We start from the raw sequence: 21,874 nt of genomic DNA on the forward strand, positions 1-21,874 counted from the left end.
AATGACAGATAAACAAATGCACACCCCATCAATAGAAATCGACCTGCTCACTCCATCTAAAGAATTACCTCTATATGGCAAGAGAATTTTAGTCACAGCACCGAGAAATTATGCTTATAGGTTAGCTGAACAAATCATCAAACAAGGTGGTTTACCTGTTTTCATGCCTACTATCGAAACCTGCTATTTATCAAACTATACTAAGTTAGATGCCGCTCTAGGCCATATAGATGAATTTGATTGGATTGTCTTCACCAGTAGAAACGGTATCACTGCATTTTTTCAGCGGATGAATGATTTAGATATTCCCGTATCTGTGGTACAAAAATGCCACTTATGTGCTTTAGGAGAAGACGCAGAAAGCTTATCATCTTTTTGTGGCAAAGTAGATTTAATCCCCACAGAATCTAGCCCAGCCGGAATTGTGGCTGAATTAGCGAAACTACCCGAAATTCACAAGAAAAAAGTCCTGCTCCCGGCTCCAGAAGTTCTTGGTTTGCCTGAGCCTGATGTTGTACCCAATTTAATTACGGATTTGCAACAATTGGGCATAGAAGTAACTCGCGTACCTACATATATTACACAGGCTTTAGACACAAGTATCTACAGTATTGAATTAAACCTGATGCGTCAAGGAATGATTGATGTAATTGCCTTTAGTAGCACGGCGGAAGTAGAAAGCTTTTTGACAATGGTTAACTCGCAAAACGATTATGAACGTTGTATTATTGCATGTTTCGGCCCTTATACAACTGCCAATGCCCAAAAGTTGGGTGTAGATGTCTCTATTGTGTCCAAAGATTATAGTTCATTTGAAGGATTTGCTGAAGCGATCGCAACATTTTTTACTCTCACTTCTAGTTCACACTAAGCCCTTGGTGATGTAGAGTAATCAACCACATTTGACTCTAGACGAGCTGCACATAAACCCGTAGTATCGAACATAGGGTTTAGATTTAGCTAGGAATTTTTACATGGCAACTTACAAGGTTACATTACGTACTCCAGATGGAGAAAAAACAATTGAAGTTCCTGATGATGAGTACATTTTAGAGATCGCTAACGAGGAAAATGGGCTGGACTTGCCCTATTCCTGTAACGCTGGTTCTTGCTCTACCTGCACCGGAAAGCTGGTTTCAGGTACAATTGACCAATCAGATCAGAATTTCTTAGACAACGATCAAATGGACGAGGGATGGGTTCTCACCTGCGTTGCCTATGCCACTTCTGACTGTGTTATCGAAACCAATCAAGAAGAAGCGCTTAACGCTTAACTAAGAAATGTGGATTTAATAAAGAGCAAGTTTTGTCGGGTGCGTTAGAACATTCACCCTAGCGCACTTCAAATCTGAGGTGGTGTCGTACTCTCAGCGATAACACACTCTACTAGATTTAAAATTTTGCACTTTCGTAATAAATCTTTATAGGCTGAGTAATTCACATTAAAAAGCGCTCTCCAAAAGGGGAGCGCTTTTTATTTAGTTTCATAGATAGTTAGCAGATATCAAGCTGAAATTAGCCAGATGATGCTAGATTAACTTTGACAACTTTATTCTTTTCTTCTTCAGCTTTGGGTAGTGTCAGGTTCAAGATGCCATCTTTATAATCTGCCGTGACGTTAGTATTTTGAATCCGAGCAAGTAAAGGAATTACACGTTGGAATTTACCATAATGGAATTCGCTTTTGCTCACACCTTTATCTTCAGATTTCGTTTCAGACTTTCGCTCACCACTAAGGTATACAGCATTTTCTGTAACTTGCAAATCCAGGTCTTTAGCTTCAATTCCCGGAAGTTCTAGTTTTAGATGAATTGCATCTTCAGTTTCTTTTAACTCAGCAGCGGGAACTCTGGATAAACCTCTATCCAAAAATGTAGTTGGCATATCTTCATCAAATAAGCGATTGATTTGGCGTTATATTGTGTTAAATTCCTGCCAAGGGTTCCAACGTACTAATGTCATATCTCTACTTCGGGTAATCAGTATCTTTACTGTCCAACTAATTGAGGATTTGATTCCTTGCTTTGTTCTCATAGTATTAAAAAATAAAAGTGGTTTAAATTCGGTTTTTATCACCTGATTTGGGAAGATTACCGAACCATAAGTTTCCTTAATAATAAGTACGGTAATTTCAAATAGTGTGTTTTCGGTAAACTCTACAAAAGTAGACTTGAAATATAGCAATTTTATTTAAAACGTCGGTACGAGCGTCACCTATACCCCTACTCTTAAAGCTTGTATGTGTAATGTATCCTACAAATTTATTGTATATTCATGCGATTAATGATAAAAATTTAACTTTTGACTTTTACTTCGGCTACGCTCAGTACAAATGACTTTTGACTTCCTTAAAGGGGCTGACCTCTTGTATTTTTTGAATTTCACAGAGATAATAAGAGATTCCTAACAAACTGCTGATAACAGATATGTCAACAAGTTGGATTTACCTTATTGCAGCAATCCTTTTTGAGGTTTCAGGCACAACTTGCATGAAGTTATCGCAAGGATTTACTAGAATACTCCCTTCGGTATTAATATTTGTTTTCTATGGACTTTGTTTTACTTCTTTTACCTTTGCTCTCAAGAGACTTGAAGTGAGTGTGGCTTATTCTGTCTGGGCTGGATTGGGAACTATCCTAATTGCTATCATTGGTATTATCTGGTTTCGTGAATCTGCCACATTCATCAAACTTATGTCAATCGCTTTAATAATCATCGGGGTAATTGGCATAAATGCAAGTTGATGGGGGATAGAAATTAGGCGGCTCATGTATCATTGGCTTTCCCAAAACATTCCACTACAAAACTAGCCCAAAGACATTGTGCATACGTGCCTTTTGAACTTACCCCAACATAATCGCCACCTGCATAATTGGCTTTATTTTTTGCAGCAATGTACTTTGTACAGCAACAAATAAAGAACTCACCACCACTTTGCCTAAAATCAACCGCTCTACTAAAATTCCCGATCTGTACGACTGAGCAAAATAACGATCACTGAAGTCAAAATAGCTCCCATCCACGCTACTAAAGGAATTGCGATCAGGAATATTTGCCACAGCATTGCTATGTCCCTGAATTGCATCGAATACAAACTACTCGTAAGGGCACAGTAACGCTGTGCCCCTTGCATCCAAATGAGAACGCTATAGCTTCTCTTCAATTGAGAGAGCGGGGAAATTGTTAATTTGACCCTTAGAAGGTCAACCTTCAAGTTTTAACTCTCCATGCCCAATGCCCCACTACGTTAATTCCAGCCCACCTTGATAGCCAGTGACAATGCGGCCACCATCCTTGAGGATGTGGATTTCTATCTGATCGCTAGCCCAAGTAATCTGGTCTTGGAAAGCTGGATTTAACACACGAACCCGTTGATTGCTGGAAGAAACTGGAGAGTTAGGAGAATTAATTGCCAGAGATTGGACAAAAGGCCCGTCAATTAGGATATCGAGTTGTTCTAATAAAGCTTGGGAACCTGGCGGTGCAGATTGGGACTGTAGTTGCTTCAGAGTAAACCCAGAAAAAGACATTACATTTAACCCAGCAGCTTTTACCTGACGAGCTAAAGACGCCAGTGCAGTTGCTTGCCAAAAGGGTTCTCCACCAGAGAAGGTTACACCTGTGTTGCGAGAATTGCTAAGAATATTCTCGGCAAGGGTATCAACAGCAATCAATTGGTTAGCTTCAAATGACCAAGAGTCAGTATTAAAGCAGCCAGGACACTCACGAAGACAACCTTGTACCCAGACGACTGCACGACAACCAGGGCCATTAACTTCTGACTGATCAACGTAACCCATAATGTTGAGATAGCCAGAGGGAATTTCCATGAGTGCTAGCGATGGGTCAGTTGGCTTAATTTCCATCTCTTTAACTCCTTTTAGCCGTTGCCTGTTAACCGTTAAATATAGCGAATCTTCAATTAGATAACCGCGACAAGTGGACTAAAACTAATGACTTATCTCTCAAAAACTTTAGGGGATTTTGAAAAGTCCGCTTTAACTGACTAGACTGAAGTTAGTTGCCCAGCTAGCATTGACCGTCCCATACATAGAATCGATGACTCAACAAACTTCTAGAATTTGTATCCTTGGCGGAGGCTTTGGTGGTCTCTACACAGCCTTGCGCTTAAGCCAGTTACCTTGGGAATCTACGCAAAAACCCGAAATTGTTCTGGTAGATCAAAGCGATCGCTTCCTATTTTCTCCTTTACTTTACGAATTACTCACTGGTGAACTGCAAACCTGGGAAATTGCCCCACCCTTTGAAGAACTTTTACAAGGCACAGGAGTGCGTTTTTATCAAGGGCTTGTCTCTGGAATTGACATCGACCAGCGACGGGTAAATCTACATGAAGGGCCAGAAATCCCTTACGACCGATTGGTGCTGGCGCTAGGAGGTGAGACACCGTTAGATTTAGTCCCTGGTGCAACATCTTACGCCTACCCATTCCGCACAATCTCTGATGTTTACCGTTTGGAAGAACGCCTGCGATTTTTAGAAGAATCCGATGCTGATAAAATTCGGGTAGCGATCGTTGGGGCTGGCTACAGTGGTGTAGAGTTAGCTTGTAAGTTAGCCGACAGACTAGGTGAAAGAGGACGCTTTCGGATCATTGAAATCGCTGACCAAATTTTGCGAACTTCCCCAGAGTTTAACCGGGAAGCAGCAAAGAAAGCAATAGAAGCGCGTGGCGTGTTTCTGGATTTAGAAACCAAAGTGGAATTAATAGAGCAAAATACCATCTCCCTAGAGTACAAAAATCAGTTAGACAAGATTCCCGTGGATTTGGTAATTTGGACTGTGGGAACCAGGGTTGCGCCCGTAGTGAAATCTCTTCCCCTGAAGCAAAATCAGCGTGGTCAAATCAGCATTACATCCAATCTGCAAGTCCTTGATCATCCAGAAATCTTTGCCTTGGGAGATTTAGTAGACTGTCATGATGCTGAAGGACAGCAAGTCCCCGCCACCGCACAAGCGGCTTTCCAACAAGCTGATTATACTGCTTGGAATATTTGGGCAACTCTGACTAATCGCCCCCTCCTTCCCTTTCACTACCAACAGTTAGGAGAAATGATGGCACTAGGAATAGACAACGCCACCCTCACTGGTTTGGGAATTAAACTAGATGGACGCTTGGCATCTGTCGCCCGGCGGATTGCCTATTTATATAGGTTGCCAACTTTAGACCATCAACTTAAAGTTGGTTTTAATTGGCTTGTCCGTCCGATCATAGAAACACTTTCTCGGTAACTTTAAGGTTGGGCATTGGTGAACCAGTGCGTTGCGGAGGTTCCCGACGCTCGTGACGCTCGTTCGCCCTTGGCGTCTCCCTTTGGGTAGATGACTTGCTATCCGCTGGAGCAACTAGCGTCATGGGGCAAAACAGTTCCTCTTTTTTGAGGTTCCTAGTTCTGAGTAAAAAACTGAGATTCCTCACTCAGCACGGGCTAAACCATAGCTATCCGCTAACAGCACTCCTGAGGGGCGTTGGTAAATAACCAAGACATTTACGATGATTTGCTTTATTTGCGCCAACCTACTTAGCAGATGTTAGACTACTACCCACAGAAGCTCTCTAACAAGCCAAAATCTAAAATTCAACATTCAAAATCTTCAAACTTTGATGGAACAACCGAAAGTTATTTTGTTAGATGGTGTGGGCACACTCTTCGACGTTAAAGGCAGTGTGGGCGAAGTTTATGGTCAGATAGCCCAGGATTTTGGCGTTACAGTTTCAGCCGAAAGATTGAATACAGCCTTCATCAAAAGCTTTAAAGCCGCGCCGCCGCCGATATTTCTAGATGCAGAACTACAAGATATTCCCCAGCGTGAGTTTGATTGGTGGCGGATAATTGCCCTGAACACTTTTGAAAGTGCTGGTGTTCTCAAGCAATTTTCTGACTTTTCAGCTTTTTTTAGCGAACTTTACATTCACTTTGGTACTGGGGAACCGTGGTTTATCTATCCTGATGTCTTACCAGCTTTGATCAACTGGCGGCGGTTGGGAGTTACTTTGGGGGTGCTGTCCAATTTTGATTCTCGAATTTACTCAGTATTGCAAAGTTTGGGATTGAAAGAGTTTTTTAGCTCGGTTACCATTTCTACCCAGGTACGTGCAGCTAAACCTGATCCTCAAATTTTTGCCATTGCCTTACACAAACATAAATGTTCCCCAGAGGCAGCATGGCATATTGGCGATAGCATCATAGAAGACTATCACGGAGCTAAAGCAGCTGGCCTCAGAGGCGTTTGGATCAATCGTGGAAAATGAGGGGATACTTTCAATTCAGCAACGCCAAATTTTTGAAGTGGAATCTTAGGGTGTATCAGTCAACAATTTCAAGCATATTTGTTTAAAAACTGTTTGGCAACAATTGGACTCCAAAGCACAAGCAACACAACTCCAGAACCTAAAATCAAGAACTGAATCTTGTTTGCAAGTCTTTGTTCGGTGTAGACGGAATTATTAACCTGCGTCCAGGGTACTAAAGTTTTGCCCCAAACCAAAAAATCATCAATTACTAGCAATAACCCCAAAGCATAGGACTTTTCCTCACCCCATACTAGCGGTAATCCTAAAATTTCAATGATAGCGAGCGTACTCTCAAACAACTGAGTATCTTGATGAGCATGTGCTGGAGCAATGCTGACAATTGTACTGGTTGGGGCAATGCCAAAGATAAGTGGCCCAGAGTCAACATCTGCCTGGCCATCAGCGTTGAGGGGATACTCCCTCACGGGGAAAAAGCCTAAGACTGAGGGAACAAACTGTTTGCGAAACTGAGCATACTGCTGTTTTGCAAACTTTGAATCTAATTCTAGTAAAAACGGCAAAAGATAGACTTGACTAGTACCTCGTGCGCCAATCTTAATTTCACCAGTCACAGCGTCAATTTTATGAGGAATTAAATTTGTTTGTGGGTCAAGATGCTGGCGAGTATAGCTAACCCAACGCTGAATTACTGGTTGATAATTACTATCAAACAATTCATCGTGCAAAGCTAAAGATGCTAAAGCTACGGTTTGGTCACAAGGCCAAGCTTGTCCGGGATAAGCATCAATGGTTACAGTAGGACTTTTTGTAAACGCCTGGGCTAACTCTTGAGATTGGGCACGAAATTGAGTAATATCTTGGAGCGATCGCTCTTTTGGTGACTGAATTTTTAATAGTCCACCCAACAACCGATTACTCCAACCTAAATAAAAGACGCCATTGGCAACTTGGGTATCTGCTGTAAAAGGTGCGCGTCCTTCGGGTGTATCTACTTGAGATAAAACCCAACGCACCTCTTGAATTGCTTGTTGGCGAAGAGGTTCGGACTTTGAAGACAAAGCAACATTCACCCAACTGTAACCATAGACTATATGGCTAAAAAACCATCCTTCTGGGAAAAACGCCTGCATCGTTTTTCCTTCACCTGCATTTAACCGTCGTTTGATGTTCTTTAATTGCATTAGTGCATCAGGACTAAGTTGTCCAGGTGCATAATCTTTGGCTGACACTGTTAACAAGCAAAAATTAACTCGGAGTACAAGTAAACTTATAGCAATAGTTAAGAAGACATAAGTCCAATAGCCAAATTTCTGCAATCTACTCATATTAATTATCTATAACAGATTATTTATACTGTAATTTATCAAACTGTCATAAGAAATAAGGGAGATGGTGAAAAGTTAGGGACTTCCAAGTAAAAAAATATCCCATTGCTTTTATGGCAGGGGAGCAGGGGGCACTTAGCTGGGGGATGGAACATCGTTTTTATTCCAGAAATTGAATAATTTATTTTTTGGAGTTCCCTTAGAACTTGAAGCATTAAGTTCAAAGACTCATTCATCTACCTCAAAGACTCATTCATCCACCTCAAAGACTCGTTCATCCACCTCAAAGACTCGTTCATCCACCTCAAAGACTCATTCATCCACCTCAAAGACTCATTCATCCACCTCAAAGACTCGTTCATCCACCTCAAAGACTCGTTCATCCACCTCAGATACTCGTTCATCCACCTCAAAGACTCATTCATCCACCTCAAAGACTCATTCATCCACCTCAAAGACTCATTCATCCACCTCAAAGACTCATTCATCCACCTCAGATACTCAAAATCTGCATTCCCAATGCCCAATGCCCAATGCTGCCCTAACACTCGTATGATCAAAATATCAGGAAAACATAACAGCCAGATTTTTACCGCAAAACATGGGCAGTATTTGGGAAATCGATTTTTACTCCCGTCCGATATTGGACGCTAATCAGAAAAAAGTTTGGGAAGTCTTAGTCTGCGAAAGCCCCTTGGATATCAGCACAAAAGCAGATTCTTTGTTTCGCTATGCTCAATATTGTCCCAGTACCCAGGTAAATTCGGGCTGGTTGCGGACAGCATTACAGGAGGCTATTAACCAAGCTGGAAAAGCACCAATTAAAATCCGCTTTTTCCGCCGCCAAATGAACAACATGATTACTAAAGCATGCCTTGACTTGGGTATTCCCGCCCAGCCTAGCCGCCGCACTTTGGTTCTCAACCAATGGTTAGAACAGCGGATGGAGGAAGTGTATCCTCAAGAATCAGGGTATCAAGGGGGGACTAATCCCTCAGTCCGTTTAGAAAAACCTTTGCCGCAACGTTTACCAGATGCTTTGGAAGGACAGCAGTGGGTATTTGTTACCTTAGATGCTGTGGATTTTGCAGATATGCCAGAGTGGGAAATTGGGTTTGGTGAAGCTTTCCCCCTAGAGTTGGCGCAAGTTTCACCCGAAGCCCGTATTCCTGGTATTTTGATTTTTTCATCTAGAGCATTGCCCTTGGCAGGCTGGATGTCTGGTTTGGAGTTGGCTTTCTTAAAATTTGACAGCAGCCAAGAGGCGAGATTGCTTTTAGAAACTGGTGTAACTGAAAGCTGGATTGTGGCAAATATCAAAAAACCTCAAATCTTAGCAGAAGCCAAAGGTTTTGAACAAGCCAAGCAAAAAGCTAACGGGGTGCATTTTCTCGGTGTCCAGTCTGATCCCAAAGCAGAATCTTTTGCTGGTTTTTGGCTGTTGCAAGAGGTTAACCTTTGAAAATGGAGATTGGGCAGAAATGACTAATGACTAATGACTGAAAATGGCGATCGCTAAGATCCGTTAAGACATGGCGATGATTTGGGATAATTAACTGCGTCCATCAGCGTTAATCTGCGGTTCCAAATCACAACTGCAAAAACACGCTGATGATTTTTTGATAGTTATCTGCGTCCATCAGCAAAAAGTGCGTAGGCGTAGCCCGTCGTAGACATCGCACTTTTCTTGAGACAGCGTTGATATGCGGTTCAAAATCCACAATGCACTAAGGGTCATGGGTTCTGAAAATTTGTCACAAGATACACTAGCCGAACAGTTGCTGGAACTAGCGATAAAATCTGGAGCCGAAGCTGCTGAGGTGTATCAGTCGCGATCGCTTTCTCGTCCAGTGTTTTTTGAGGCAAACCGACTCAAACAGCTAGAAACCAACCAATCTGAAGGCACAGCATTGCGGCTTTGGCGAAACGGGCGTCCGGGACTTACGGTGGCTTACGGTTCTGTCCTCGCCGAGGTAATGGTAGAAAAAGCTCTGGCACTAAGTCAACTAAATCAACAAGAAACAGTAGAATTAGGCTCTAACTTTCAACCCTCCTACCCAGATTTAGGGGAAAGTGTGCCGATAGAGGTTTTGGTAGACTGGGGCAAAGAAGCGATCGCACTCATCCGCGATGCCTATGCCGATGTTGTGTGCAATGGTGACTGGGAATGTGATGTTGAAACCACTAGACTAATCAATACCAAAGGTTTAGATTGTCACTACACCGACACTACCCTCAGTTGCTATATATCAGCAGAATGGGTGCGTGGCGATGATTTTTTAAGTGTTTCCGATGGTGAAACTAAGCGGGGGGAACTCCACTCGGAGAGATTAGCTAATCAAATTTTACAGAGGTTAATTTGGGCCAGAGAAAATGTCTCACCTCCTACTGGTCGCGTCCCGGTTTTATTCACTTCTAAAGCCGCTGATATGCTTTGGAGTACTGTGCAAGAAGCTTTGAATGGTAAACGAGTATTAGAAGTAGCTTCCCCTTGGGGAGAACGTTTGGGGAAGCAAGTAGTTGCACCCAGCCTCACCCTCTACCAAGACCCAAAAGCGGGCCCTTACAGTTGTCCTTTCGATGATGAAGGCACTCCGACTCAATTTTTAGTTTTTATTCAAAACGGGACTTTACAGCGTTTTTATGGCGATCGTACCAGCAAAGGCCAACTGGGTAGTGACACCACTGGAAATGGTTTTCGCCCTGGTTTAGGTAGCTATCCCACTCCTGGTTTATTTAATTTTCTCATCCAGCCAGGTTCGGCATCACTACCAGATTTAATTCAACAACTAGATGATGGCTTGATTGTGGATCAAATGCTGGGTGATGGCGGCAGTATTTCTGGAGATTTTTCTATCAACGTTGATTTAGGCTACCGCGTGCAAAATGGTCAGGTAATTGGGCGCGTTAAAGATACGATGGTTGCAGGTAATGTCTACACAGCCCTGAAGCAATTGGTTGCACTGGGCAACGATGCTGATTGGAATGGTTCTTGTTATACTCCATCTCTGATAGTAGAAGGGCTATCCACCACGGGGAGAAGCAATTAGATAATTCGTAATGACGCTACGCTAACGTAATACTCGCCAGAGGCGAGAAGCAAGCTAGGTAATTCTTAATTGAACACAGTACTTGTGTAGTCCAATACACTTGGGTTAAGGCTTTATCCTCTCTTTTCCTCCTTAAAAATCAGGGGATTAAGAGACTTGTAATCCAAAATCGTTTGACTGAGCAAGTTGTGCTGAAGGAAGCCGAAGTAGCGAAGTCGAGGTAAGCCAAAGTCCAAAATCTAAAATCCAAAATTGGTATGAATCAGCGCTTTCGCAACTGGTTGTAACCTAGAAGAGGTATAGCGATCGCCGAAGCTTGTGTGATCGGTCTGGTTGCTGCCTTATCTGCGGTGTTCCTGAAAGTGGGATCAGGATTGCTGGGGACATGGCGAGTCCATAGTGCCCACCTGTTACCAACATGGCTAGCATTACCGGCAATTGGTCTTATTTTGGGGTTATTAACACTTCATTCTCAGCCCTCCTTCAATCGCTGGCTAGTCCCAATGGCTGGTGGCCCCAATTCCCCGTTAGCGATTAAATTGCTACCGGCTTTAATTACATTGAGAAGTAAACCGCAAATTCGCCTGACACAAGTGTTTAAGCCATCTAAACACAAGCCAGATATGTCAGTTTTTGAAAAATCCATCCGCCATTTGATGCGTCGTTGCCAATTATCCAGTACTGTAGTTGCTCTCCCAGTCCAAGCGAATTCAGTAGCTGAAGGTGTGATTAACCTAGTGAAAACCGAAGGTTAAGATGTTGTAGTTTTGGGAGCTTCGCATAAGGGATTGTTGCAGCAAGCGATTCAAGGTAATATTCCAGAAGTGATCGCCTCTGGTATAGAAAGTACAGTGATTTTGGTTAGGGGTGCAATTAACAGTTAATGATAAAATATGCCAATAATCAAAGCAGCAATTATTGGTATTAGGATTGGAATAGCAACTATAAGTCCCCACTTGCCAAACTTGATTTCCTCACCTTCAGATTTTAAAAACGCAATCCAACCTACAACTCCCATCAAAATCCAAATACACCCAAAGGCAAGAAATATAATAAATACTGAATCTTCCATTTTTTACCAATTATATGTATACAAAAAAATGTAAACACATAAACAAAGCCTGCCAATGCAGGCTTTACCTATAATTATCTTTAGAACTTACGCCAAATTACAATGCAACTCCTTATCAAGGAACTGTGTAAAAATAACCTGAACAATTTTCATGTGAAAGCTATATTTAGCAACCCATTCAAAATCAAATTTGTACAACTTATTTTTACATGCTGCCTAAAAGTTAGAACGGGAGCCAGAGGAGCCTACCACATTAGAGTCACCATCACCTACAATATCATCGCCTCTGCGGCTCTTGCGACCAAATAAACCAAATAAACCGAGCAAGCCCAGTAAACCCCAATCACCATCCCGATGATTTCCGTCAGTAGCAGTGCGACCTGTAGTAGTATCTGTAACACTAGCATCAGGAGTGGTTGTTGTCTGAGCAGAAGCAGGTAGAACTGTGGGCAACGTAGCCAAACTTAAAGCTAGAACACTACTTCCCAGAATTTTAGAGACATTAAAGCGTTTCACGATTACATTCCTCAGTTAAATTGCTCTTAATTGTAATTAAAGTTTATTAAATTCTGGCAGAACCAGCATCAATCTTTAGCTGCAAATATAAATCTGCTTAAAGTTGCATTTGTGATCAGCTAAATAAGCATTTTGGTATACATATAGATTCCGATGCATGGCAAATTAGGCAATAGTGTAGTTAGCGATCGCATTAAAGCTAGCTCGATTCCAGAAGGGAAAATATTTCTTTTTAAAACTAAAAATTACGTCTTCAGGGATGACAGATGCCGATAAGTGAAAGCAATATTTCCGCAGCGATCGCCTCTGGTTTAAAAATTCAGTGATTTTGGTCAGGGGTGGGCTTAATAATTAAAATATTGGAATCCACATGAACTCGGTAAATACAGATTGACTATCTTCTGATAATTTAGGTTATTTGAAACAATCGCTTTATGTCGAATAAAAAACCTCTCAGAGGTTTTACTAGGCAAAACCTGTGCCTCTAGGAGTCCCAGAGGCAGAGGTTTGAACTTTAGTTCAAGACAGGGAGAGGTTTATCGAACTCACATGGATTTAAGAAAATCTAAAAGGTTTAATCTATCAAAATTACTCATCAATTCAAAACTTTTGTATAGAAAGTTTTCTGCTTTGCAACAAGACTATGCTCCCTTCCAGTGCATCCAAATTAGAGATTACCTACTAACCACGCTTTCTGCCTTGGCTGCTCAGATCCCAAACCTTGTTTTGACTACATTCAAGATGATTTCTCCTCACTGAGACAACCGCCAAATCTTAATAGTATTGTCCTCACTACCACTGACAAGGGTTTTGCCATCAGGACTGAAGGCGACGGATGTCACAGTGTTGGTGTGCCCTGCCAATGTGAGAATTTCCTCTCCTGTAGCTGGATTCCAGAGTTTGATGGTGCGATCGCGGCTACCACTAGCAAGAATTTTACCATCGGCACTGAAGGCTACGGATGTGACAGTGTTGCCATGTCCCGCCAGTGTGCGAATTTCTTTTCCCGTAGGTAGATTCCAAAGTTTGATGGTGCGATCGCGGCTAGCACTGGCTAAAGTTCTCCCATCTGGGCTAATTGCTACGGTTGTTACTGTTTGATAATTTCCTTCTAGTGTGCGGATTGAGTATCCCTTTGTTAGATTCCAGATTTTGACCGTTTTGTCAAAACTACCACTGGCAAGAATCACACCATCAGGGCTGATGGCTACTGATCGCACCCAAAATGTATGCCCTGCTAGTGTCCGAATTTGCTCTCCTGTTGCCAAATCCCAGATTTTGATGGTGTTGTCATCACTGCCACTAACTAGAGTCTCGCTATCGGCACTGATGGCTAGGGCATGAATTGAGTCAGAATGCCCCTGCAAAGTGCGAATTTGCTTTCGCGTTGTCAGATTCCAGATTTTGATGGTGTTATCATCACTACCACTAACCAGAGTTTTGCCATCTGGGCTGATGACTACAACATTTACCTGCTGAGAATGCCCGTTGAGTAAAGAGATTGCTTTTCCGGTTGCTAGATTCCAAAGTTTGATGGTGCGATCGCCGCCACTGCTGGCAATGGTTTTGCCATCGGGGCTGATGGCGACAGATAAAACCGAGTTTCCATGTCCTTGGAGGGTGTTAGCTAAGGAAACCTTTGCCAAGGTAATCTTTGGCGGTTGACCTAAAAGCGCTTCATCTTTGCCAGGGCTATTGTGCTGAAGCCTAGAGACCAAACTAGTCTGAATCCGGCGAAAATGTTTATACCAAGATTTTTGGAATCCGAACAACAGAATCAAAGCACTTAACAAAATTAAAATTCTCAGTAAGAAATAACTTTTTGGTAAATATGGTGCTCTAGTTGGTGGTATTTTTCCAGAGGATTTCGCGGCTGGTGGTAGTGCAAGTAGTTGTTTTGGAGTCAAGTCTGTGAGGACTTCATCGGCTGACTGGTAACGTTGCTGGATGTCTTTTTTCAAAAGCTTGTCGATCACAAAATCCAACTCCGGATTTAATGGACTCCGCAAATATTGCCGCCAATTACTTACCCAAGCGTACCCAGATTCCATCCACAACTGAAAGGGGGAATTTCCCGTTAGCAGATGAAAGCAGGTAGCCCCTAAACCGAATAAGTCACTGGCGGGAAAAGCTTTACCATCTCTAATCTGTTCTAGGGGAGAATAACCATGCGAACCAATGGATGTGCCAGATTTCTGCTGAACTCTCGCGGTGAATTGCTTTGACGAACCAAAATCAATCAGACTTAATCGCCCATCACTTTTATGGCGGATAATATTTTCCGGCTTGATATCCCGATGAATGACTTTGCGATCGTGGATAAATTTGAGGATGGGCAGTAAATCTAGCAAAATAGATTGAATTTCCCTAGCTTTATATGCCTTGCGCTGTTGCAACTCCTTTAACAAATTCTCCCCATTGATAAACTGCTGCACTAAATATAGGCAGCCATCTTGCTCAAAGTAAGCTAGCAAAGTCGGAATTTGGGGATGTTCCCCAAGGTCTTGTAGTCGCTGCGCTTCTTCTGCAAACAACTCCATCGCCTTTTTTTGCGACCAAGTTCCTTGGAATTTTGGAGCTAATTGCTTGATAACACAGCGTTCATTGAGTTTATCTACGTCTTCTGATAGATAGGTTCTGCCAAATCCCCCCTCATCTGAAAGGACTCGAATGACACGGAAGCGATTTCTTAAAAGTGACACCAATGGGGTGCTACAACTTTGGCAAAACTTCTTTCCATTGGGATTCAGGGGATTTGGGCAATCGGGATTTAAGCAGCAGATCATGATCTGACAGGCGCGACTGCATGACAACTTAGGCTAAGTTTGCCCCTAACTTTCCCTTAAGAAAATTGACTCTCGCTTACTTGTGGTAGAAAACCCTGTCTGGGGATTGGGGAATTACTTATATCGTTTGCGTTTGTAAATAGTAGTCAGTCTTCCTTATCTGTGGAAAACTACGAGAGCCATAGGATTAATTATTCTTTCGATTATATAATAATCTGAATAGAAATTTTTTCTGAAATATTAGCCCTAGTAATTTTGCTTGTATATTGGCAAGCGACAAGTGACTAAGTATTAAGTTAAACCCTGATTAATTAACCATTACTGACTATGAAATCAAGTCAAAATGCTTACTAAATTTGTTTTTAATATTTTAAATCGCCGATGATTAATTATTCATTTGATACCTTAGCCAAATAAAGCTTCAACTTAATTCTGTCACCTTGTTTACTTGAGCTTTGCTCTCCATTTCCGAATAGCACTAGCAGTTCTGGCAACAGGTGGTATGTATACATCAGGATTTTCGGGAGAATTTTCGTGTTGTGTAATACTTTTATTATTTGATTTTTGGGTAGTTAGACAGTTAGCCAAAGTAGGCAAATAGCTTTTATTACTTAAAGCTTTCATCACTTCATCAGCAGTCTTAAACCGATCATTTAACGTAACTTTCACCATTTTTCCTAAAATATGAGCGAAACTGTTGCTAATATTTACCTCTTTTTGCCAGCATATCTCACCAGAATTCGCGTCGTACTCAAACTCTAAAGGATTTTTAGCAGTCAACATATAAATACAAGTTATACCCAGTGCATAAATATCACTGGCATAAACTGGATGTAGAGAAAACTGTTCTGGTGGTGCAAATCCTCTAGTCCCAATAAAATTGGTGTTTACAGCTTGATTAATTGACTTTTCACAAACATCAACTAATTGCTCTTTCACCGCACCAAAATCAATCAGCACTACCCGCCCATCATCCTCACACCGCAATAAATTTTGGGGCTTAATATCCCGATGAATTACACGATGTTGATGAAGATACTGTAATACTGGTAATAATTCTTGTAAAAACTGTTTAACTGAGGTTTCACTTTTGGGCCCAGTTTGCCGCACTTCTCGTGCCAAAGTCAAACCCGGTACGTATTCTTGAATTAAAAAAAACTCTCCATTCGCCTGAAAGTAGTCTAATAACATGGGAATTTGCGAATGACTACCGAGTTGACCCAAAGTTCTTGCCTCTTTTTCAAAGCGCATACATGCCCTTTGCCAACTTTGCGGATTAGTCACTTTCGGACAAAGCTGTTTAATAACACACAGAGGCTTCCCAGGTAATACGGTATTTTTAGCTAAAAAGGTAATGCCAAAACCACCTCTACCCAAAATTTGCAATATTTCATAGCGATCGCGAAATAGCTTCTTGGAACCACACATCTGACCAAGTTGAGTTTGCTGTGAAATGCTCTCTTGAGAATTCGTTGTTTTCTGAGAAAAGCGATTCATTAGTATAGGATATTTACTTTGAAATGTCTCTAATCTTACGACAAATATTCCTTGGCAACAGTAAAATTACTGCATCTTTGCCAAATCATCATTACTTTTCTGTTAAAAATTCAAAAAGCAAAAATAAATTTTTGTAGAACTTACGAATTCACAAGAAAGAATTAAATATGTTTTCCAAAAATCTCTGCAACACATGAATCACCTGTAGGGGCGCAACTTTGCCGACCTTTAACAAGGGGCAAAATCCTTTTGTTAAGCCCCTTGTTAAGCCCCAAGTCTTGTTAATTGAGATGGTAGCTGAATTTACGTACCCACTGTACTAATACTGATTACCTATGAGGTTACGTAGAACAAGGGAATTTTGCCCCAAGTCTTACCAAGCCTGATTTTGTGCAATTTCACAAAGAATTGGTATAAGTATTTTGTGACACCAGGGGTAGCGAGTTCTAAGGCACCTCAATGGGAATCAAAGCATTTTCTGGTAAGTAGTTGGAAAAATGCCCTTCATCCGCAAGCACCAAAATCAGGCGCAACGGATAATCTGGCGGAACTTGCAAGTCTGCCCACGGCACTGCCAACTCTAAACAACTATTTAAAGCTACTTGAGCGCGACTGAAACGGGGATGCCATTGACAATTGTCTCCAGCTTCCCGAAACTGAATCGATTGTGTCAGCAAGTTAATTTCCAAAAGATGATGGAAAAGGTAATTAAGTGGGGCTGCATCTGGTAAATTTGCCAAGGGAACTGGGCTGTTGACCATTGTTTTTTCTGGATAAAACCACAGCAAATTCAACTCTGCTGGCAAATCCTGCCCTGGTGCTGCGCCACTTTTAAAGTCCAGCCGCAAATAAAAATTGAGGTGATCCACCCCATACCAAAGTCGCTGGATGACACTGCTATTGTGCATTGTCCCCCGTGCCCCACCGATTTCTATGCGTCCAGCTTTGTCCCAATCTTGTTCATCACCCTTACCATCGATGACGGGATGAATAAACCCTTGTGGGGTGTGGTTTCCCTGTGCTTCGTGGATTTCCACTGGTTGCTTGAGATAGGGCGGTACAGGTTCATTTAATGCCTTGTAAATGCCAAACAGATGTTCTCGAAATAACTGGTCAAAGATGGCATCTTGATTTGAGGAGTGTCCTGCACCAAACCACCAAAACCAGTCAGAACCCTCTGCGGCATATAATGCTTCCCACGCTTGTGGGTTGTTTTCTTCCGTTGCTTCAGGATGACTTGCCAACAGCTTCCTGGCTTCTGTCAAGTAATCCCAAGCACGATTTTTCGCAGGATCGCCGATCCAAGTGGTGAAGCTGCCATCCACCCAAGAACCGCTATGTAGTTGCCCTCCGGGAATAGTGGCTGTGGCTGGAAATTCTTCCAAAAATTCGGAGACAGTAACGAGTTTGAGGTGGGGTTCATCACTCAAACTTTGATACAAAGCTTCAAGGAAGGGTTTGCCATCTTGGGGATAAAATTCCCAGCAATTTTCCCCATCTAAAGCGATGGTAACTAGCCAAGGTTGTTCACTTTGACTGTCTTTTTGCATTTTAGCGATCGCTTGCAAATGTCCCACTAAGTCTGCTGCTGCCTGTTTTGCTGGCATCGCACTATAAGTAAAGCCAATCAAATCTGATAATCTGTGGTCACGAAACACAATTGACAGGTCGCCCTCTGCGGTTTGCAGGCGATACGGTTGGTACAACAGTTCTGGTTGCTGCACATTCCCCGCCCCATCCCGATGAAAAAGGTTTTTCAGCGTCCACCCTAAGACGGCTTCATCTGAGCATATCCACTTAAATCCTTGGTTAATAATGTCTGGAAGTATCTGTGGACTTACTGACTGTTCCGAAGGCCACAAACCACGAGGTATCTGTCCAAAGCGTTCTTTATAGAAGTTCCAAGCTTTCCGCAAGTGGCGGGGAATATCTTCTGCCCACTGAAATCGCTGCTCAGGCAATATCATATTGGGCACAGCTACCCGACCAGAGTTGGTATCAGCTAGCAAGGGCAAAATCGGGTGAGTGTAGGGCGTAGTGGTAACTTCCAGCTGTCCTGCCTCCTGCATTTTCCGATGTTGGGGGATAATGCGGCTGAGGATTTGTCGCTGTTTGGAATAAATGCGCTGGCGATCGCTTAAAGTAAAATTTCGTCCCTGTTTTAACCAAGCAGCAATTTCTGGGTCATCCCAAAAGAGCGGATCGATCCAAGCCAAATTGTGCCAAGCTAGCAAATCACCATAATCTGGCAATTCCCAATTTGCCAAACACCAAGCTTGCCCCTTCTCCTGCCTTTGCTGGTACAACTCGGCATAGCGGGGATGGGGGTCAATCAGGGTGTGGTGATTGGCATCGAAAAAGTGTTGGATGATGAATTCCCGCTGTTGCTGGTTGAGTTGTTCATCTGGTGTCAAGCTGGCTGTAAGGTAAGGGTCAAAAGCAGTACCAGCAATATAATCTTCAAGTTGCAATATCAGCGATGGAACTAAATTCACCGTTTGATGTAACTTAGGATACCGCTCTAAGAGCAATACCAAATCCAAATAATCTTTAGTCCCATGCAAACGTACCCAAGGTAGACGGTACTGCTGACTCGAAGATAGCGAAACGCCGCTGCCAGGAGATTTGTACAGCGGCTGATGTTGATGCCAGATAAAAGCAATGTAAAGAGGATGGGACATAAAAATAGTTAGGAGTTAAGAATGAGGAGTTAGGAGTTGATTCAAAACTCATAACTCCTAACTCCTAACTCCTAACTTTTACACCACTTGCTCAATTTCTGCAATTTCGGGAATCATTTCCTTGAGGCGGCGCTCAATACCCATTCTCAGGGTCATTGCAGAACTGGGGCAAGAACCACAAGCACCTTGCAACCGCAGTTTTACAACAGGCCCATCGAGTTCTACGAGTTCCACGTTGCCGCCATCAGACATCAGATAAGGGCGCATTTCATCTAAGACTGTTTCAACGTTGTCAATTGTAAGTTCCATAGTTTTAGACCTGCTAAGTTAATGATGGGCATTGGGGAGAGCCACTGCGTTGCCGGGGTTCCTCCGGTTGAGGCAAGTGGCGTCATTGGGCATTAACAATTCGTAATTCGTAATTACTAATGACACTCTCTAGGCGGACTCGTTGGCGCAGCCTCTCCAAGAGTTGAGGCTGCCTAGAGAGGGCGCCTGATAAAGAAGACAGTAATTACGTTGCTGTGAGCCTGCTTACTTTACTCTAGCCTTTAGATTCTGCTTTGCAGTCCGACGAACGCAGGATTTAATGCTCTTAACTATACGTCACCGTAAAAAGAAGTCAAAAATATTATTTTTCGTAAATTGAGTAGAGCAAAGCAAAAGCCAACATTTAGGCGTTTATTGTGTTTTTTTCCTCAACCCAGCTTATAATTATACAATTTTTTTGTGGACTATGGACGGAATTCTTTCCAATCTCCAATCCCCAATTTTGTTATTAAATAATAATGTTTAAAACTTAAAACCCAGTATTGCCAAGTATCCTAACTCCTAACTCTTAACTCAGCACTCAGCACTGTTTGTTGAGTCGCTATCACTAGATGAAACCATGACTGGCTGTTGATATAGTGGCACTGTAAATGTCACTGTTGAACCAAGTCCTTCGCCCAGACTATAAAAATGTACCTCGCCGCCCATTGCCTCCACTAGCTTCTGGGATATTGCCAGTCCTAAACCTGTACCGCCGTACTGACGAGTGCGGGAGCCATCCACCTGAGAGAATAATTGAAACAGTTTATCTTGTTTGTCCAAAGAAACACCGATGCCAGTGTCTGCCACACGTACTCTCACCATCCCAGGAAATTCCTGACCTTGAAAGTTCGGCTTCGCTTTTTTGAGTACTAAATCGGCACTGACAGTGACACCACCTTCATGGGTAAATTTGATGGCGTTACCAAGTAAATTGAGCATAACTTGTAGCAATCGTTGGTAGTTGCTTAGGACAATGATTTCATCAGAGGTAGCAGGCATTTGCATCCGGAGGCTGAGGTTTCTCATTTCTGCTTGGGGACGCATGAAACTTTCTACATCACTGAATAGCTCATCTAGCTTGACTGGAGCGTAAACTAGATCCATTTTGCCCGCTTCAATTTTGGCAATGTCCAAAATATCGTTGATGATATTCAGCAGATGTATCGATAATTGGTGAGCTTCTGCCAAAAATTGGTTTTGTTCTTCTGGGTCATCTGCCATCCCTTCTAAAATCAGCTTCAAAAAGCCGATCATCCCGTTGAGGGGGGTACGAATTTCATGGGATACATTAGCCAGAAACTCGCTTTTGAGGCGGGAAGCTTCTTCCGCTTTTTGACGCGCTGCTTCTAATTCTTTATATAAAGTAGCGTGTGCGATCGCAGTTCCCAATTGATCTGCTGCTTCTTTTGCCAGTTCTAATTCCGATTCTGTTAGTGTGTAGCATTCATCCTGCCAAGTCAAGGCAACCAATCCATTGGCTTGGTCTTGATAGCAAGTCGCAACCACCAAAGTTTTCTGCCGCCCAGACTGTTTGTATCCAGGCACTTCCATTACAACTGGTTCTAGGGTTGTCAAAGCCTGAGCAAAGGCAGGCTCAGAAGCTATATCTATTTCTTCTGAGCCTAGTATGATTGAGTTGAGTTCTGGCTGATGATACTCAGCCATCACTTTCACTTTTAAGCTACAAGGCTGGTAAGGACGACAAATAATGCAGCGCTCTAGCCGCAGTGCTTTTCCCAAACTGTCAACTGTTTGCTGCCAAATAATATCTAAATCCAATGTCCGGCGAATATTTCTGGTAATGCGATTTACCAGTTTTTGGTGTTGCTGTGAACGTAAAGCCAACTCTATTTGTGTGGGCGTTTTTGATGCCACACGCACTTGTTTTTTGTTTAGTGTCGCTTGCACTAACCGTCCCATCACTAAAACTGTAGTGGCAGTCGTTCCCAAACTTGGCATAATCGGACTAATCACTAAGTCCAATTCAAATAATTTCTGGTGGTAGCTAAACCAACACTGAAACCTTTCTGGCATCAAACTTGTCAAAATTCGCTGCAATCGTTCCAAATAAGTAACCTTATCCACTGGGGCAAAGGTTTGGGACTGGTTGAGATCGTCAACTACTTTTTCAGTATTTAACCCCAGAAGTTCGCTCTGCTGCCAACAAAAGGTCAGATAGCGCCCTGCCCCGTCTTGCGTATACACCAACTCGGCTCCTAGAGTTGGTAATGAGCCATCAGTCTTACTGGTGATAGATTCCAGATTTTGGGAAAATACATTCGGCAATTGGGAATTGGCAGTAATAGTCATTAATTGAGTTGGATAGACAAAGGGTATCCGACCGTAATTTTACTAAAG

20 protein-coding genes and 1 pseudogene are annotated in these 21,874 nt (G+C 42.5%); 8 read left to right on the forward strand and 13 right to left on the reverse strand.

Annotated features, from left to right (window positions below; all coding sequences use genetic code 11):
* Position 1: 1 nt before the first annotated feature.
* Together V7K40_RS23755 and V7K40_RS23760 are read left to right on the forward strand one after the other, a co-directional pair.
* A complete protein-coding gene (locus V7K40_RS23755) occupies positions 2 to 871 on the forward strand; it encodes a uroporphyrinogen-III synthase (RefSeq protein WP_334964071.1) in 870 nt (289 codons plus the stop codon).
* Positions 872 to 974: 103 nt separating this feature from the next.
* Positions 975 to 1,274, forward strand: coding sequence for a ferredoxin (locus V7K40_RS23760; protein WP_334964073.1), 300 nt, complete (start codon positions 975 to 977; stop codon positions 1,272 to 1,274).
* A gap of 241 nt (positions 1,275 to 1,515) precedes the next feature.
* On the opposite strand, the gene V7K40_RS23765 is transcribed toward V7K40_RS23760, so the two are convergent.
* Complete coding sequence (locus tag V7K40_RS23765) at positions 1,516 to 1,908, reverse strand: Hsp20/alpha crystallin family protein (RefSeq protein ID WP_334964127.1); 393 nt, start codon at positions 1,906 to 1,908, stop codon at positions 1,516 to 1,518.
* A gap of 518 nt (positions 1,909 to 2,426) precedes the next feature.
* Between V7K40_RS23765 and V7K40_RS23770 the strand changes: the two genes are divergently transcribed.
* Complete coding sequence (locus tag V7K40_RS23770; RefSeq protein ID WP_334964075.1) at positions 2,427 to 2,744, forward strand: multidrug efflux SMR transporter; 318 nt, start codon at positions 2,427 to 2,429, stop codon at positions 2,742 to 2,744.
* Positions 2,745 to 2,843: 99 nt separating this feature from the next.
* Here V7K40_RS23770 and V7K40_RS23775 read toward each other — a convergent pair whose 3' ends face one another.
* Both V7K40_RS23775 and V7K40_RS23780 read right to left on the reverse strand, forming a co-directional pair.
* Positions 2,844 to 3,059 (reverse strand): hypothetical protein, encoded by a 216-nt coding sequence (locus tag V7K40_RS23775; protein ID WP_334964077.1) that lies wholly within the window; start codon positions 3,057 to 3,059, stop codon positions 2,844 to 2,846.
* A gap of 183 nt (positions 3,060 to 3,242) precedes the next feature.
* Positions 3,243 to 3,866 (reverse strand): 4Fe-4S single cluster domain-containing protein, encoded by a 624-nt coding sequence (locus V7K40_RS23780; protein ID WP_334964079.1) that lies wholly within the window; start codon positions 3,864 to 3,866, stop codon positions 3,243 to 3,245.
* 193 nt (positions 3,867 to 4,059) lie between these two features.
* On the opposite strand from V7K40_RS23780, the gene V7K40_RS23785 reads away from it, so the two are divergent.
* Positions 4,060 to 5,253 (forward strand): NAD(P)/FAD-dependent oxidoreductase, encoded by a 1,194-nt coding sequence (locus tag V7K40_RS23785; protein ID WP_334964081.1) that lies wholly within the window; start codon positions 4,060 to 4,062, stop codon positions 5,251 to 5,253.
* On the opposite strand, the gene V7K40_RS23790 is transcribed toward V7K40_RS23785, so the two are convergent.
* Positions 5,231 to 5,377, reverse strand: a complete 147-nt coding sequence (locus V7K40_RS23790; protein ID WP_334964083.1) for a hypothetical protein — start codon at positions 5,375 to 5,377, stop codon at positions 5,231 to 5,233. The genes V7K40_RS23785 and V7K40_RS23790 overlap by 23 nt on opposite strands.
* 249 nt (positions 5,378 to 5,626) lie before the next feature.
* On the opposite strand from V7K40_RS23790, the gene V7K40_RS23795 reads away from it, so the two are divergent.
* On the forward strand, positions 5,627 to 6,274 hold the full coding sequence (locus tag V7K40_RS23795; protein WP_334964085.1) for an HAD family hydrolase: 648 nt from the start codon (positions 5,627 to 5,629) through the stop codon (positions 6,272 to 6,274).
* A 68-nt stretch (positions 6,275 to 6,342) separates the two neighbouring features.
* Here the strand turns inward: V7K40_RS23795 and V7K40_RS23800 are convergent, their stop codons facing one another.
* Together V7K40_RS23800 and V7K40_RS23805 are read right to left on the reverse strand one after the other, a co-directional pair.
* Complete coding sequence (locus V7K40_RS23800) at positions 6,343 to 7,602, reverse strand: hypothetical protein (RefSeq protein WP_334964087.1); 1,260 nt, start codon at positions 7,600 to 7,602, stop codon at positions 6,343 to 6,345.
* Between the two features lie 236 nt (positions 7,603 to 7,838).
* Positions 7,839 to 8,150: a hypothetical protein gene (locus V7K40_RS23805; RefSeq protein WP_334964089.1), complete on the reverse strand. Its 312-nt coding sequence runs from the start codon at positions 8,148 to 8,150 to the stop codon at positions 7,839 to 7,841.
* A gap of 53 nt (positions 8,151 to 8,203) precedes the next feature.
* Between V7K40_RS23805 and V7K40_RS23810 the strand changes: the two genes are divergently transcribed.
* From V7K40_RS23810 to V7K40_RS23820, 3 genes and pseudogenes are all read left to right on the forward strand, one after another.
* A complete protein-coding gene (locus V7K40_RS23810; protein WP_334964091.1) occupies positions 8,204 to 9,064 on the forward strand; it encodes a Tab2/Atab2 family RNA-binding protein in 861 nt (286 codons plus the stop codon).
* A 274-nt stretch (positions 9,065 to 9,338) separates the two neighbouring features.
* Positions 9,339 to 10,652, forward strand: a complete 1,314-nt coding sequence (locus V7K40_RS23815) for a TldD/PmbA family protein (RefSeq protein ID WP_334964093.1) — start codon at positions 9,339 to 9,341, stop codon at positions 10,650 to 10,652.
* Between the two features lie 476 nt (positions 10,653 to 11,128).
* Positions 11,129 to 11,536: pseudogene (locus tag V7K40_RS23820) on the forward strand (universal stress protein); the annotation flags it as partial.
* Here V7K40_RS23820 and V7K40_RS23825 read toward each other — a convergent pair.
* From V7K40_RS23825 to V7K40_RS23855, 7 genes are all read right to left on the reverse strand, one after another.
* Positions 11,533 to 11,724: a hypothetical protein gene (locus V7K40_RS23825; RefSeq protein ID WP_334964095.1), complete on the reverse strand. Its 192-nt coding sequence runs from the start codon at positions 11,722 to 11,724 to the stop codon at positions 11,533 to 11,535. The pseudogene V7K40_RS23820 and the gene V7K40_RS23825 overlap by 4 nt on opposite strands.
* Before the next feature lie 216 nt (positions 11,725 to 11,940).
* Positions 11,941 to 12,240, reverse strand: coding sequence for a WGxxGxxG family protein (locus tag V7K40_RS23830; protein WP_334964097.1), 300 nt, complete (start codon positions 12,238 to 12,240; stop codon positions 11,941 to 11,943).
* Positions 12,241 to 12,992: 752 nt separating this feature from the next.
* Positions 12,993 to 15,026, reverse strand: a complete 2,034-nt coding sequence (locus V7K40_RS23835; protein WP_334964099.1) for a serine/threonine-protein kinase — start codon at positions 15,024 to 15,026, stop codon at positions 12,993 to 12,995.
* Positions 15,027 to 15,470: 444 nt separating this feature from the next.
* The gene (locus tag V7K40_RS23840) at positions 15,471 to 16,523 is read right to left on the reverse strand and encodes a serine/threonine-protein kinase (protein ID WP_334964101.1); all 1,053 of its coding nucleotides are present in this window, start codon (positions 16,521 to 16,523) and stop codon (positions 15,471 to 15,473) included.
* A gap of 446 nt (positions 16,524 to 16,969) precedes the next feature.
* Positions 16,970 to 19,204 (reverse strand): glycoside hydrolase, encoded by a 2,235-nt coding sequence (locus V7K40_RS23845; protein ID WP_334964103.1) that lies wholly within the window; start codon positions 19,202 to 19,204, stop codon positions 16,970 to 16,972.
* 78 nt (positions 19,205 to 19,282) lie between these two features.
* On the reverse strand, positions 19,283 to 19,513 hold the full coding sequence (locus tag V7K40_RS23850; RefSeq protein ID WP_012408256.1) for a NifU family protein: 231 nt from the start codon (positions 19,511 to 19,513) through the stop codon (positions 19,283 to 19,285).
* A gap of 534 nt (positions 19,514 to 20,047) precedes the next feature.
* Positions 20,048 to 21,826 (reverse strand): ATP-binding protein, encoded by a 1,779-nt coding sequence (locus tag V7K40_RS23855; RefSeq protein ID WP_334964105.1) that lies wholly within the window; start codon positions 21,824 to 21,826, stop codon positions 20,048 to 20,050.
* Between the last annotated feature and the right edge of the window lie 48 nt (positions 21,827 to 21,874).

Origin of the sequence: Nostoc sp., assembly GCF_036917195.1 — a bacterium.
Classification (GTDB): Bacteria; Cyanobacteriota; Cyanobacteriia; order Cyanobacteriales; family Nostocaceae; genus Nostoc.